Consider the following 14,209-nt stretch of genomic DNA (forward strand, 5'->3'; position numbering starts at 1 on the left):
GTGGCACAGCCCGGCAACCGCGCCGCGAGTCACCGAGATGGCCGGCATCCGGGTGGGCACCGCGGTGCCGACAGAAGAAGCCAGGCAACGGTTACTCCGGCAGGTTGGCCAGCACCACGTCGAGAACCCGGATGGCATCCGGCTTGGAGAGCGGGTTGTTGCCGTTGCCGCACTTCGGCGACTGCACGCAGGACGGGCAACCGGCCTCGCAGCCGCACTCGGCGATCGCCTCGCGGGTGGCCCGCAGCCAGGCCGCCGCCATGCCGTACGCCCGCTCGGCGAAGCCCGCACCGCCGGAATGCCCGTCGTAGACGAAGACGGTCGGCGTCTCGGTGTCCGGATGCACCGCCGTGGAGAGCCCGCCGATGTCCCAGCGATCGCAGGTGGCCACCAGCGGCAGCAGCCCGATCGCGGCGTGCTCGGCGGCGTGCAGCGCGCCCGGCACCTCGGCCGGGTCGACCCCGGCCGCGGCGAGCGACTCCGGGGAGAGGGTGAACCAGACCGCGACGGTCCGCAGCTCCCGCGCCGGTAGGTCCAGCGGGCGGGTGTCGATCACCTCGCCGGTGGCGATCCGTCGCCGCTGGTACGACACCACCTGGCTGGTCACGTCGACCTCGCCGAGGAAGAGCCCGACCGGCCCGGCGTCGACGTACGAGCGCACCGACACCACCGACAGCGAGATGACGTCCCGCGCGTGGGTGGACCAGTCCGGCTCCTCCGGGCGCACCAGCGCGCTGCCGTCGTCGAGGTCGAGCGTGTCGACCACGTAGGACACTCCCTGGTGCAGGTAGACCGCGCCGGTGTGCAGCAGGAAATGCGACGAGCCGCCGTCGACCGTGCCGAGCAGCCGACCGGTCGCCGCCTCCACCACGACGATCGGGGCGCCGCCCTCGCCGCGGAGGTCCACCTCGGGCCGCTCCCGGTGCCGCCAGTACCAGCCGGTCGGCCGGTGCCGCAGCGCACCCGCCTCGACCAGCGCCTCGACGGCCTCCTTCGCGCCGTCACCGAAGAGTTCCAGGTCGGCCGGGGTCAGCGGTGCCTCGGCTGCCGCGCACGCCAGCTGCGGCCCGAGCACGTACGGGTTGGCCGGGTCGAGCACGGTGGCCTCCACCGGCGCCCCGAACACCGCCTCCGGATGGTGCACCAGGTAGGTGTCCAGCGGGTCGTCCCGGGCGACCAGCACCGCGAGGGCCTCCTGCCCGGAGCGCCCGGCGCGGCCGGCCTGCTGCCACAGCGACGCCCGGGTGCCCGGATAGCCGCAGATCAGCACCGCGTCCAGGCCGATCAGGTCGACGCCCAGCTCCAGGGCGTTGGTCGAGGCCAGCCCGAGCAGGTCACCGTGCAGCAGCGCACGCTCCAACTCGCGACGCTCCTCGCGCAGGTAACCGGCCCGGTATGCGGCGACCCGCTCGCCGAGCCCGGGCACCACCTCGTCGAGGCTGCGCCGGGCGCTGTTCGCCACCACCTCCGCTCCCCGCCGGGACCGGACGAAGGCCAGCGTGCGTACCCCGGCGGCGACGGTGTCGGCGAGCAGGTCGGCGGTTTCCCGCAGCGCCGACCGGCGGACCTGGACGAGGCCGGCCGGTTCCCCGGCCGCGGGCGGCCGTCGGCCGGCGGGCGACGCGTCGGTGGAGAGTGTCGGGCTGGCATCGCGCGCGGCAGCGTCGAGCGGTGTGTCGGTGTCGGCATCCGGTGTGGACGGCACGGCGTCGGGCGCCCGGCGGGGCGCCGGCGCGGAGGTGGACGCGGCCGGGTCGGGGGCAGCAGCGGCGGCTCCCAGAGCGCGAAGGTCACCCCGGCCCGCGGCGAGGTGTCCTCGGTGACGGCGGCCACCGGCAGGCCGGTCAGCCGGCCGGCCGCCGCGGCCGGGTCGCCCGACGTCGCCGAGGCCAGCACGAAGGTCGGCCCGGCGGTACGCCCGTAGCGCGCGCACTGGCGGCGCAGCCGACGCAGCACATGGGCGACGTGGGAGCCGAAGACTCCCCGGTAGACATGACACTCGTCGACCACCACGTACGCCAGCCGGCGCAGGAAACCCGACCACTGGGCATGACCGGGCAGGATCCCGTGGTGCAGCATGTCCGGGTTGGTCAGGACGAACCGGGAGTGCTGCCGGATCCACTCCCGTTCGGCGCGCGGGGTGTCGCCGTCGTAGCAGGCCGGGCGTACGCCCTCGACCTCCAGGGTCGAGACGGCGCGCAACTGGTCGGCGGCGAGGGCCTTGGTCGGGGCCAGGTAGAGCACCGTGGCGCGGGGGTCGGCGAGCAGCGTGGCCAGCGCCGGCAGCTGGTACGCCAGGGACTTGCCGGACGCGGTGCCGGTGGCCACCACGACGTGCTGGCGGTCGTACGCCAGAGTGGCCGCCTCGACCTGGTGCCGCCACGGCGTCGCCACACCGCGCCGGGCGTACGCCGCGCGCAGTTCCTCCGGGACCCAGCGTGGCCACGGCACCGGCACCCCGGCCCGGGCCGGCACCCGTTCGACGTGGGTGACCGGGTCGGTGGCGTGCCGTTGCCGGAGCCGGCGCAGCAGCGCGTCCGGCGCGACGGCCAGCGCGTCGCCCGGCGGCAGCTCGGGGCCGCGGCCGGCGGATACGCTGGCTGCCGAGGTCACGTCCTGCACTCTCGCACTGGTGTTCGGAATTGGGAAATCGGCGTGCCGGGCAACGGGAAGAACCGCCCCCGGTGAGTCGTCGGTCGGGCCGGGGGTAGTGGTTGAATGCCCAGAGAGTTTACGGCTGCGCGAGGGAGTACCGATGGAGCTGTCGCTGGCGACTCGCACCGTGGGGGAGCACACGGTGCTCGAAGTCGGCGGTGAGGTGGACGTCTACACCGCCCCTCGACTGCGCGAGCGGCTCCTCGAACTGATCGACGCCGGTGCGCGGCACGTGGTGGTGGATCTCGGCCGGGTGGACTTCCTCGACTCCACCGGGCTCGGCGTGCTGGTCGGCGCGCTCAAGCGGCTGCGCACCGCCGATGGCACCTTCGCCCTGGTCTGCGACAAGGAGCCACTGCTCAAGATCTTCCGGATCACCGCGTTGGACCAGGTATTTCCGCTGCATCCTACGGTCGAAGCGGCGACCGGCGTCGGCGCGTGATGGCCACGGTCCGGCTCTCCTTCTCGCCGGCTCCGGTGCACGTGCGCACCGCCCGCCTGGTCGGTGTGGCGGTCGCCCGCCGGGCGGGAGTCCGCGAGGACCTGCTCGACGAGGTGCGCCTGGCCATCGGCGAGGCGTGCACCCGCGCGGTCGCCCTGCACCGCCAGTACGGCCTGACCGACCCGGTGCTGGTGGAGATGTCCGACTCCGGGTCGTACGCGGTGCGGGTGGTGGACCGGGCGCCGATCGAGGCGGGCATCGGCCTGGCCGCGCTGGACGCCGATCAGCTGGCCAACGAGTCGCTGAACGAGGACGATCTCACCACCGGTGTCGGCTTCGCCCTGCTCGCCGGCTTTGTCGAGGACCTCCAGGTGCGCCCGGTGGAGGACGGCATCGGCACCGAGGTGCGAATGGTCTGGCCGGTCCACCGCTGACCGTCCGGCGAGTCGCCGTCTTCCCTGGCCTGGGAATGCGGCGACTTTGTCATGGACCCGGCCCTATATCAGATTCCGATTCATAACACAGCGACGAAGATCATCGAGTTTGGGTGCCACCTCGGTGTGACCTCGAACACTGCGGAGGGCTACAGTACCCGGGTTGTCAGCAAGTGATCCACCGCGCACAGCCAGCGCAGATGGGCGTCCGTCGCTGGTTCGGCCGGGTGGGTCGGCGCGCACTTGCGAATTCGCATCCAGGCGCCGGTCGGTGCGTCTCCACCGGCCGGCGCGTTGTTCGGCACAGGAGGACACAGATGTCCGACACCTTGGCCGCCGAGGGCGGCGGGATTTCCGTCGACGGCGGGATCTCCCTTTCCGGAGCCAATGTCACGTACGTCGTCATCGCCGCGGTGATCGCGTTGGTCGCGCTCGCCTTCGCCGCCGCGTTGACAAAGACCGTGCTGGCCGCCGGCAAGGGCACCGAAAAAATGCAGGAGATCTCCGGGGCCGTTCAGGAGGGCGCCTCGGCCTACCTGCGCCGGCAGTTCCGGACTCTGGCGATCTTCGTGGCGATCGCCGTGGTCCTGCTCTTCCTGCTGCCGGTGCACGACACGGCGGGCAGCGAGACGGCCGTGAAGCTCGGTCGCTCGCTCTTCTTCGTGGTCGGTGCCCTGTTCAGCGCCTTCATCGGCGGTGCCGGCATGTGGCTGGCCACCCGGGCCAACCTGCGGGTGGCCGCCGCCGCCCGGGAGCGTGAAGGCGGCCGGGAATCGGCCATGAAGATCGCCTTCCGGACCGGTGGCGTGGTCGGCTTCCTCACCGTCGGCCTCGGCCTCTTCGGTGCCGCGCTGGTCGTCCTCCTCTTCCGGGGCGACGCGCCGACGGTGCTGGAGGGCTTCGGCTTCGGTGCCGCGCTGCTGGCCATGTTCATGCGGGTCGGCGGCGGTATCTTCACCAAGGCCGCCGACGTCGGCGCCGACCTGGTCGGCAAGGTCGAGCAGGGCATCCCCGAGGACGACCCGCGCAACGCCGCCACCATCGCCGACAACGTGGGCGACAACGTCGGTGACTGCGCCGGCATGGCCGCCGACCTCTTCGAGTCGTACGCGGTCACCCTGGTCGCCGCGCTGATCCTGGGCCGGGCCGCGTTCGGCTCCGACGGCCTGGTGCTCCCGCTGATCATCTCCACGATCGGGGTGCTGGTCGCCATCATCGGCGTCTTCATCACCCGGCTGCGCGCCTCCGACCGTAACGGCCTGACCGCGATCAACCGGGCCTTCTACCTCTCCGCGTTGATCTCGGCCGTGCTGGTCGCGGTGGCCACGGTCGCCTACCTCCAGCCGTCCTGGGCCGCGCAGCTCGGCGACGGCTGGCGGGAGACGCTCGGCGTCGACGGCGGGGACCCGCCGTTCGGTCCGCGCGGCGTGGTCATCGGCGCGGTCGTCATCGGCATCGTGCTCGCCGCCGCCATCCAGGCGCTGACCGGCTACTTCACCGAGACCAACCGTCGACCGGTGCAGGACATCGGCAAGAGTTCGCAGACCGGCCCGGCCACCGTCATCCTCGCCGGCATCAGCGTCGGCCTGGAGTCCGCGGTCTACTCGGCGCTGCTCATCGCCGCCGGTGTCTTCGGCGCCTTCCTGCTGGGCGGCGGCTCGATCACCCTGTCGCTGTTCGCCGTGGCGCTGGCCGGCATCGGTCTGCTCACCACCGTCGGCGTGATCGTCGCGATGGACACCTTCGGCCCGATCTCCGACAACGCCCAGGGCGTGGCCGAGATGTCCGGCGACATCGACGAGCAGGGCGCCCGGACGCTGACCGAGCTGGACGCGGTGGGCAACACCACCAAGGCGATCACCAAGGGCATCGCGATCGCCACCGCGGTGCTGGCCGCGACCGCGCTCTTTGGCTCGTACACCGACACGCTGCGCATCGCGTACGCGGACGCCGGGGTGACCGACGTCGGCGCCGAGATCCTCAACGCGCTGAACGTGGCCAACCCGCAGAACCTGGTCGGCCTGATCATCGGTGCGGCGGTGGTGTTCCTCTTCTCCGGCCTGGCCATCAACGCGGTCTCCCGCTCGGCCGGCGCAGTCGTGATGGAGGTCCGCCGGCAGTTCCGTGAGCTGCCCGGGATCATGGACTACTCCCAGCGCCCGGAGTACGGCAAGGTCGTCGACATCTGCACCCGGGACGCGCAGCGCGAGCTGCTGACCCCCGGCCTGCTGGCGATCATGGCGCCGATCGCGGTCGGTTTCGGCCTCGGGCCCGGCGCGCTGGCGTCGTACCTGGCCGGGGCGATCGGGGCCGGCACGCTGATGGCGGTCTTCCTGGCCAACTCCGGTGGCGCCTGGGACAACAGCAAGAAGATGGTCGAGGACGGCGCGTACGGCGGCAAGGGCTCCGAGGCGCATTCCGCGACCGTCATCGGCGACACCGTCGGCGACCCGTTCAAGGACACCGCGGGCCCGGCCATCAACCCGCTGCTCAAGGTGATGAACCTGGTCTCGCTGCTGATCGCGCCGGCCGTGGTGGCGTGGAGCATCGGTGACGACCGCAACGTGGGCCTGCGGATCACCATCGCGGTGGTGGCCACGCTGGTCGTGGTCGCGGCGGTGGTGTTCAGCAAGCGCAAGAGCATCGCGATGGGCGACGACACCGACAGCGACTCCGGCAACGCGGACCCGCGTCCGGAGGCGATCAAGGCCTGACCCCGTACGGCACTCCCGGTCCCCGGTCGACGCAACCGTCGGCCGGGGACCGGTCTGCCTGCGGGGCCGGGCCACCTGACCGGTGCCGACCAGCGGGGAGAAGCCGTACCCTGCAACGCATGCGTACGTGCCGGGCGGCGGCGGCCGGAAAGCTCACGGTGGTCCTGGCCACGCTGGTTCTCCTGGCCGCCTGCGGGTCCAGCGGTCCCAGCCCCCGGGCCTGGGCGACCTCGGTGTGTTCGGCGCTGACCCCCTGGCGGGCCGAGATCAGCAAGCTGACCAGCAGCACCAACCAGCAGATGACCGCGCAGACGACTCCCGCGCAGGCCAAGGAGAACCTGGTCCGGCTCTTCGGCGGGGCCGAGCAGGCCAGCGAGACCGCCCGGCGCAAGGTGGAGCAGGCGGGGGTGCCGAACGTCGAGCACGGCGCGGAGGTCTCGGCCGGCTTCCGGACCTCACTCGCCTCGATGCGGGACGCCTACGGTCGGGCCGGAGCCACCATCGACGGGCTGGGCACCGGCGAGGCCACCGTCTTCTACGACGGCGTCCGCGCCGCGGTGGAGACCCTCCAGCAGGAGTACGACGCGAGCGCGCTGGACACCACCCAGCTCAACTCCGAGGAACTGAAGCGCGCCTTCGACGAGGTACCTGAATGCCGTTGAGCGGTCCCGGCGAGTCACCGACGCCGCAACCGGCCGAGCCGGGCGCCGACCCGGACCGGCAGTTGGTCTTCTTCGGCGCGGAAACCGGCGACCCTTCCGTCGCCGACCTCGCGGGGCTGCTCGCCGGGCCGGGCGAGGTGCACCGGATGGGCGGCACGGCCCGGTTGTCGGTGGTGGTGGATGCCGCCTGGCGGGTGCACGTGCTCGTCGCCGAGCTGGCCGTGCGGGGCGTCCCGGCGACCTGGGCACCCACCGAGGACCAGCGGTACGCCGTGCGCACCGCGTACACCCGGACGATCGTGCCGCTGGCGGCGGCCTGGCTGGGCGGCCCGACACAGCATCCGCCCGCCGGGTTTCAGCTCGACGGCCGACGGTTGCGGCTGTGGCTCGCCGCCGCCGGTTTGGCCGAGCCGCCGGCTTTCCTGCTCCGTCTCGGCGGCACCGACCCGGAGCGCTGGGCGGCGGTCGGCGCGGCCCTCGCCGCGGTCGGCCTGGCCGGAGATCTGGTGCCGCCCGACGCGGGCGGTCCGGCCTACCGGATCGCCGGCCGCCGCAACCTGCTGCGTCTGGCCGAACTCGTCGGCCCCCGCCCCCCCCCCCCCCCCCCCCCCACCTGGCCCCCCCACCCCTAGCCCCACCCCCACCCCACCCCACCCACCCACCCCCTGTCGATCATGCAGTTGTGGTGGAAGTTATATGGTGATGCGCGGCTTTTGTGAGGCACCACAACTGCATGATCGGCCCCAGGGGTGGGTGGGGGCGGGGGTGGTGGGTGTCTGATCGGGGACAGCCGGCGAGCGGGGAGGGTGGGGAGAATTGGTGGGGTTCTACCTCCACCGAGGGGCTGCCATGGTCACAGTGGCCCGCTCCACGCCCTACTCAGGGTGTACGGTGACGCCGTCCGGCGCGACCACAGATCGTCCCGGGCGGATCCGCCGCCCGCGAAACCCGAAACACGGACGGCGCGTTACGTTGGACATCCGGACCACCGGGTACCGGTGGGTCGAGTGCGCCCCGAACCCGGCAGGCGCGGCCGAGAGTTAGGAATGAGGTCGAAACAGACGTGCCGAGCAGAGCTGGAACCACCCGTCTGGTCATCGTCGAGTCTCCGGCGAAGGCCAAGACGATCTCGGGCTACCTCGGCCCGGGGTACGTCGTGGAGGCCAGCTTCGGGCACGTCCGCGACCTGCCCCGCAACGCCGCCGACGTCCCCGCCCGCTACAAGGGCGAGCCGTGGGCCCGGCTCGGGGTGGACGTCGACAACGGCTTCCACGCCCTCTACGTCGTCTCCGCCGACCGCAAGCAGCAGATCAGCAAGCTGACCAAGCTGGCCAAGGAGGTCGACGAGATCTTCCTCGCCACGGACGAGGACCGCGAGGGCGAGGCGATCGCCTGGCACCTGGTGGAGACGCTCAAGCCGAAGGTGCCGGTCCGGCGGATGGTCTTCCACGAGATCACCAAGCCGGCGATCCAGGCGGCGGTGGCCAACCCGCGCGAGATCGACCGGGACCTGGTCGATGCCCAGGAGGCCCGGCGCATCCTCGACCGGCTGTACGGCTACGAGGTCTCGCCGGTGCTGTGGAAGAAGGTCATGCCGAAGCTCTCGGCGGGCCGGGTGCAGTCCGTGGCGACCCGGATCGTGGTCGAGCGGGAGCGGCAGCGGATGGCCTTCCGCACCGCCGAGTACTGGGACATCCTGGCCACCCTGGCGGTGGCGAACGCCGGCGAGGGGCCGCGCAACTTCAACGCCACCCTGGTCGCGCTGAACGGCGACCGGATCGCCACCGGCAAGGACTTCGAGCCCACCACCGGCCGCGTCCGCGCCGGGGCGGGCGTCGTGCACCTCGACGAGGCCGGCGCTCGCGGGCTCGCCGCGCGGCTGGAGGGGCGGCCGTTCACCGTCACGCGGGTCGAGGAGAAGCCCTACCGCCGTCGCCCGTACGCGCCGTTCATCACCTCCACCCTCCAGCAGGAGGCGGCCCGCAAGCTGCGGTTCTCGTCGCAGCAGACGATGCGCACCGCGCAGCGGCTCTACGAGAACGGCTACATCACCTATATGCGTACCGACTCGGTCAACCTGTCGGAGACCGCCATCGTGGCGGCCCGCCGGCAGATCGTCGAGCTGTACGGCGAGCGCAGCGTGCCGCCGGAGCCGCGCCGCTACACCGGCAAGGTGAAGAACGCGCAGGAGGCGCACGAGGCGATCCGTCCGGCGGGGGACAACTTCCGCACCCCGGGTGAGGTGGCCAAGGAGTTGTCGGCCGAGGAGTTCAAGCTCTACGAGCTGATCTGGCGGCGCACCATCGCCTCGCAGATGACCGACGCGGTCGGCTCCAGCGTCTCGGTGCGGATCCGGGCGACCACGGCCGGCGGCGAGGAGGCCGACTTCGGGGCCACCGGCAAGACCATCACCGACCCGGGCTTCCTGCGCGCGTACGTCGAGTCCAGCGACGACGAGAACGCCGAGGCCGAGGACGCCGAGCGCCGGCTGCCCAACCTGGTCAAGGACCAGCCGCTGACCGCCGACGAGTTGGCCGCGCAGGGCCACCACACCCAGCCGCCGGCCCGCTACACCGAGGCGTCGCTGGTCAAGGCGCTGGAAGAGCTGGGCATCGGCCGCCCGTCCACCTACGCGTCGATCATGCAGACCATCCAGGACCGCGGGTACGTCGTGAAGCGTGGCCAGGCGATGATCCCGTCCTTCCTGGCGTTCGCGGTGATCGGGCTGATGGAGCGGCACTACCCGCGCCTGATCGACTACGACTTCACGGCCAGCATGGAGAACGAGCTGGACGAGATCGCCGGCGGCGACCACGCCGCGGTCGACTTCCTCACCGCGTTCTACTTCGGCACCACCAACGGCGCCGGCGACCAGGACATCGCCCGCTCCGGTGGGCTGAAGAAGCTGGTCACCGAGAACCTCAGCGAGATCGACGCGCGCAGCGTCAACTCGATCCGGCTCTTCACCGACGACGAGGGGCGTGAGGTGGTGGTGCGGGTCGGCCGGTACGGGCCGTACCTGCAACGCCGGGTGCCCGGCGAGGAGCAGGCGCCCGCCGCGGAGGGCGAGGAGGGCGCGACCCCGGGCGACCGGGCGCCGATCCCGGAGGGCCTGGCACCGGACGAACTGACCCCGGAGAAGGTGCACGAGCTGTTCCTCGGCGGCGGTGGCGAGCGCAAGCTCGGTGACGACCCGGCGACCGGGGAGCCGATCCTGCTCAAGTCCGGCCGGTTCGGCCCGTACGTGGCCAGTGGCGAGCGGAAGTCGTCGCTGCTGCGCTCGCAGTCACCGGATTCGCTCAGCCTCGACGAGGCGCTCAAGCTGTTGAGCCTGCCCCGGCTGATCGGGGTGGGCCCGGACGGCGCCGAGGTGTTCGCCAACAACGGCCGCTACGGCCCGTACGTCAAGCGTGGTGACGAGTTCCGCTCGCTGGACTCGGAAGACAAGATGTTCTCCGTCACGCTGGACGAGGCGCTGGCGCTGCTGGCCGCCCCGAAGACCCGCCAGCGCCGGGCCGCCGCGCCGCCGCTGCGGGAGATGGGCGTCGACCCGCTGACCGAGAAGCCGCTGGTCATCAAGGACGGCCGGTTCGGCCCGTATGTCACCGACGGGGAAACCAACGCCTCCCTGCGGCGGGGGCAGACCCCCGAGGCGCTGAGCCTGGAAGAGGCCGCCGAGATGCTCGCCGAGAAGCGGGCGAAGGGCCCGGCCCCGAAGAAGAAGGCCGCGGCCAAGAAGGCGCCTGCCAAGAAGGCCGCCGCCAAGAAGACCGCCGCGGCCAAGTCCACCCCCGCCAAGAAGACCACCACCGCCCGCACCGACTGACCACATCCGGATCCTGGTAACGGGATCAGGCGGCGAGTGTGGGTGGCTCGCCGAGGAGGGTGGACAGGTGGGGGGTCTGGAAGGTGTGGTGGGGATCCAGGCGGGTGCGGAGTTGCTGGAAGTCGTGCCAGCGGGGGTAGGCGGGGGCCAGCGAGGCGGCGTCGCGCCAGTGCAGTTTGCCCCAGTGCGGGCGTCCGGACAGGTCGGTCGCCACCTCCTCGAAGGCCCGGAAGAAGGGCTCGTACGGCATGCCGGCGTACTGGTGCAGGGCGACGTATGCGGAATCGCGTCCGTAGGAGTGCGACAGCCAGATCCGGTCGGCGGCGGTGAAGCGCACCTCGACCGGGAAGAGCACCCTGAACGGCAGCTTGTCGATGATCCGGCGCAGCGCGTCGAGCGCGGCCGGTAGGGCGTCGCGCGGCAGGGCGTACTCCATCTCCAGGAAGCGGACCCGGCGCGGGCTACAGAAGACCGCGTCGGAGCGGCCGGTGTAGACGCGCTCGCTGAGCGCCCGGGCGGAGACCGCGCTGATCCCCGGCGCCAGGGCCGGCACCGCGCGGCCGAGCCGGCAGGCACCGGCGAAGACGGTGTTGGCCAGGAAATCGTCGTCCAGCCAACTGCGCCAGCGGGGTAGCGGGTGGTCGTCGGTGGCCGCCCGATCGTTGACCTTCAGCTGCACCCGGTCCGTGTAGGGAAACCAGAAGAACTCGACGTGGTCGTGCCCGGCGACCAGGCCGGGCAGGTCGGCCAGCACGGAGTCGAGCAGCGCCGGGCGTTCGTGGGCCCGGAGCACGAAGGCGTCCACGCAGCGCAGGGTCACCTCGACCAGTACGCCGAGCGCGCCGAGCGAGATCCGGGCTGCGTCGAACACCTCGGGGTGCTCCTCGGCGGAGCAGCGCAGCACCTCGCCGGCCCCGGTGACCAGGGTCAACGCCTCGACGAAGGTGGCCAGTCCGCCGTAGGCCGCGCCGGTACCATGGGTGCCGGTGGAGATCGCGCCGGCCACGGTCTGCGCGTCGATGTCGCCGAGGTTCGGCAACGCGAGCCGGTGACTGGCGAGTAGGGCGTTCAGCTCCCGCAGGGTCATCCCGGCCGGTACGGTGGCGAGGCGCCGATCGACGTCCACGTGTACGTCGATGGCGAGTTGGGTGAGGTCCATCCGCTGCCCGTCGCCGATCGCGACGGGGGTGAAGGAGTGGCCGCTGCCGACCGGGCGGATCCGCTCACCGGTCTCGGCAGCGGAACGGACCTGCTCGGCGACCTCGGCGATGGACGAGGGGCGTAGGACGGCGGTCGCGGTGCTGTGCTGGTTGCCGGACCAGTTCGACCAGGCGGCGACGTCGGCGGGTGCGGTTCCGGCCATCAGCGCTCCTCAACGTGAATATGAACCGAATTCATATCAGGAACGTTGTTCCTGGTAAACACCGCAATCGAGGTCCGCTCGTTGTACCGGTAGTCACGTACTCGTGACTTGTAGATATCTTCATCCGTCGAGAGGGGGTGGCGAGTGTCCACTTCAGCCGCCACGACCGGGCCGCTGCGCCGTGTACCGGTGCAGGGCCGTAGTGTCGCGCGGGTCCAGCGGATGCTGGACGCCTGCGCCGAACTCGTCGACGAGGTGGGGTACGAGGGGCTGACCACCACCCTGCTCGCCGAGCGGGCCGAGGTGGCGATCGGGTCGGTCTACCAGTTCTTTCCGGACAAGCGGGCGATCGTGCAGGCGCTGACCCTGCGCACGATGGAGTCCTACCTCCAGCGGCTCGACGAGCGCTTCGCCTCGGACGACCTGACCCACTGGTGGGACGGGGTCGACGCGGGCATCGATGAGTACATCACGATGCACCGCACCGTCCCCGGGTTCCGTACCCTGCACTTCGGCGACGTGGTCGACCTGCATCTGCTCGATGAGCAGCGGGACAACAACGGGGTGATCGCCGACCAGTTGGGCCGGGTGCTCACCGAGCGGTTCGGCCTTGCCGACGTGCCGGACCTGCGCTTCCATCTGGAGATCGCGGTGGAGGCGGCCGACGCGCTGATCAAGCTCGCGTTCCGGCGGAAGCCGGACGGCGACGACCGGGTGCTGACCGAGGCGAAGGCGCTGATCCGTGAGTACCTGCACCGCCAGGTGAACGCGCGGGGCGATGCCGGCCACCGGCCGGTCGTGCAACCGGCCAAGCCGGCCGACGACCAGATCTCCGGGGCCGAGGTGGTGGCCGAGCCGGCCGCCCAGCCCGCCTGACATCGCCGCGGTCCCGCGTCAGAGAAAGGCCCGGCCCTCGCCCCGGTAGGTCGGCACGGTTGCCACCACGTCGTCGCCGTCCACCAGGTGTAGTTCGTTGACCCGTTCGCACAGCTCACCGGACTTGGCGTGGCGGAACCAGACCCGGTCGCCGATCCGCAGGGTGGCGGCCGTCGTGCCGGCCAGGGGGGTCTGCACCTCGCCGGCCCCCTCGGCGCCGATCAGCTTGAGCCCGGCAGGCAGCCATGGCCGGGGCAGCCGGCTGTCGTCGGCCGAGCCGGAGGCGATCCAGCCGCCACCGAGCACGGTGGCCAACCCCGGTGCCGGCCGGCGGACCACCGCGCAGGCGAAGAAGGCCGCCGGGGTGGGGCGCCAGCTGCGGTACCCGTCGAACAGCGTCGGCCCGTACAGGCCGGATCCCGCGGTGATCTCGGTTACCGCGGGATCCGCGCTGGTCGCGGCCACGCTGCCGGTGCCGCCACCGTTGACGAACTCCAGGTCGGCGTGCTCGCGTACGGCGGCCACCGCCGCGCTCCGGCGGGCCAGCAACTCGCGGTACGAGCCGCGCTGGGCCAGCCGGATCGCGGTGCCGAGCATCGCCTGCCCGGGCGGTGCGTCGCCCAGGCCGGCGATCTGCGCCTCGTACGACATCAGGCCGACCAGCCGGAAGCCCGGCCGGCCGGCGACGGTGGCGGCCATCCGGCCGGCCGCCCGGGCGCTGTGCAGCGGTGAGCGGTGGACCCCGATGTGCACCCGCCCGCCGAGCAGTCGCCACGAGGCGTCCAGGTCGAGGCAGACCCGCAGTTCGGGACGGCGTCTGGGAGCGCACACCGCGTCGCAGAGGTCCAGTTGGTCGGGGTCGTCGACCATCAGGGTGACCGCCGCCGCGAGCGCCGGATCGGCGGCGAGTTCGGCCAGCGCGCCCCGGTCGACCGTCGGGTACGCCACCAGCGCGTCGGCGGTCACCCCGGTGCGGACCAGCCAGATCGCCTCGGGCAGCGTGAAGGCCATCACCGCGTGCCAGCCCGGCCGGGCCAGCGCGCGGGTGATCAGCTCCCGGCTGCGCAGCGACTTGCTGGCGATCCGCAACGGCTTGCCGCCGGCCCGGGCGGCGAGCGCGGCGGCGTTGGCGTCGAAGGCCGGAAGGTCGACCACCGCGTACGGCGGGTCGAGGTGCGCGGTCGCCCGGTCCAGCCGGTGGCGCAGGTTCTCGCTGTCGGTGGCCACGTGTGCACGC

At 72.1% G+C, this 14,209-nt stretch carries 9 protein-coding genes and 1 pseudogene; 7 read left to right on the forward strand and 3 right to left on the reverse strand.

The genetic code is table 11. The features are described from left to right. Nucleotides 1-91: 91 nt before the first annotated feature. Nucleotides 92-2,593, reverse strand: a pseudogene (locus ACQPYA_RS02120) (DEAD/DEAH box helicase); the annotation flags it as partial. 162 nt (nucleotides 2,594-2,755) lie between these two features. Here ACQPYA_RS02120 and ACQPYA_RS02125 point away from each other — a divergent pair. The 6 genes from ACQPYA_RS02125 to topA all read left to right on the forward strand — a co-directional run bounded on the left by ACQPYA_RS02125 (nucleotide 2,756) and on the right by topA (nucleotide 10,733). Next, nucleotides 2,756-3,097 (forward strand): STAS domain-containing protein, encoded by a 342-nt coding sequence (locus ACQPYA_RS02125; protein WP_433530951.1) that lies wholly within the window; start codon nucleotides 2,756-2,758, stop codon nucleotides 3,095-3,097. Next, a complete protein-coding gene (locus tag ACQPYA_RS02130; RefSeq protein WP_433533356.1) occupies nucleotides 3,097-3,531 on the forward strand; it encodes an ATP-binding protein in 435 nt (144 codons plus the stop codon). The genes ACQPYA_RS02125 and ACQPYA_RS02130 overlap by 1 nt, the downstream gene beginning before the upstream one ends. A gap of 317 nt (nucleotides 3,532-3,848) precedes the next feature. Then, nucleotides 3,849-6,245: a sodium-translocating pyrophosphatase gene (locus tag ACQPYA_RS02135; RefSeq protein WP_433530952.1), complete on the forward strand. Its 2,397-nt coding sequence runs from the start codon at nucleotides 3,849-3,851 to the stop codon at nucleotides 6,243-6,245. Between the two features lie 119 nt (nucleotides 6,246-6,364). Further along, nucleotides 6,365-6,907: a hypothetical protein gene (locus ACQPYA_RS02140; RefSeq protein ID WP_433530953.1), complete on the forward strand. Its 543-nt coding sequence runs from the start codon at nucleotides 6,365-6,367 to the stop codon at nucleotides 6,905-6,907. Further along, entirely contained in the window at nucleotides 6,898-7,539 is a 642-nt protein-coding gene (locus tag ACQPYA_RS02145; protein WP_433530954.1) for a hypothetical protein, read from the forward strand. Before ACQPYA_RS02140 ends, ACQPYA_RS02145 begins: the two co-directional genes overlap by 10 nt. Nucleotides 7,540-7,970: 431 nt before the next feature. Further along, nucleotides 7,971-10,733 (forward strand): type I DNA topoisomerase, encoded by a 2,763-nt coding sequence (topA, locus tag ACQPYA_RS02150; protein WP_433530955.1) that lies wholly within the window; start codon nucleotides 7,971-7,973, stop codon nucleotides 10,731-10,733. Nucleotides 10,734-10,758: 25 nt separating this feature from the next. Here topA and ACQPYA_RS02155 read toward each other — a convergent pair whose 3' ends face one another. Beyond that, entirely contained in the window at nucleotides 10,759-12,096 is a 1,338-nt protein-coding gene (locus ACQPYA_RS02155) for a D-arabinono-1,4-lactone oxidase (protein WP_433530956.1), read from the reverse strand. Nucleotides 12,097-12,318: 222 nt separating this feature from the next. Here ACQPYA_RS02155 and ACQPYA_RS02160 point away from each other — a divergent pair, with 222 nt between their 5' ends. Then, the gene (locus ACQPYA_RS02160; RefSeq protein WP_433533357.1) at nucleotides 12,319-12,972 is read left to right on the forward strand and encodes a TetR family transcriptional regulator; all 654 of its coding nucleotides are present in this window, start codon (nucleotides 12,319-12,321) and stop codon (nucleotides 12,970-12,972) included. An 18-nt stretch (nucleotides 12,973-12,990) separates the two neighbouring features. Here ACQPYA_RS02160 and ACQPYA_RS02165 read toward each other — a convergent pair whose 3' ends face one another. Beyond that, complete coding sequence (locus tag ACQPYA_RS02165; protein ID WP_433530957.1) at nucleotides 12,991-14,199, reverse strand: amino acid deaminase/aldolase; 1,209 nt, start codon at nucleotides 14,197-14,199, stop codon at nucleotides 12,991-12,993. Between the last annotated feature and the right edge of the window lie 10 nt (nucleotides 14,200-14,209).

The organism is Micromonospora sp. CA-263727 (assembly GCF_050942455.1).
Lineage (GTDB): Bacteria > Actinomycetota > Actinomycetes > Mycobacteriales > Micromonosporaceae > Micromonospora.

Excerpts from the sequence above, each read along its gene's own strand:
- ACQPYA_RS02130 (WP_433533356.1), top strand. The coding sequence starts at position 3,097 with ATGGCCACGGTCCGGCTCTCCTTCTCGCCGGCTCCGGTGCACGTGCGC.
- ACQPYA_RS02155 (WP_433530956.1), bottom strand. The coding sequence starts at position 12,096 with ATGGCCGGAACCGCACCCGCCGACGTCGCCGCCTGGTCGAACTGGTCC.
- ACQPYA_RS02125 (WP_433530951.1), top strand. The coding sequence starts at position 2,756 with ATGGAGCTGTCGCTGGCGACTCGCACCGTGGGGGAGCACACGGTGCTC.
- ACQPYA_RS02135 (WP_433530952.1), top strand. The coding sequence starts at position 3,849 with ATGTCCGACACCTTGGCCGCCGAGGGCGGCGGGATTTCCGTCGACGGC.
- ACQPYA_RS02140 (WP_433530953.1), top strand. The coding sequence starts at position 6,365 with ATGCGTACGTGCCGGGCGGCGGCGGCCGGAAAGCTCACGGTGGTCCTG.
- ACQPYA_RS02160 (WP_433533357.1), top strand. The coding sequence starts at position 12,319 with ATGCTGGACGCCTGCGCCGAACTCGTCGACGAGGTGGGGTACGAGGGG.
- ACQPYA_RS02145 (WP_433530954.1), top strand. The coding sequence starts at position 6,898 with ATGCCGTTGAGCGGTCCCGGCGAGTCACCGACGCCGCAACCGGCCGAG.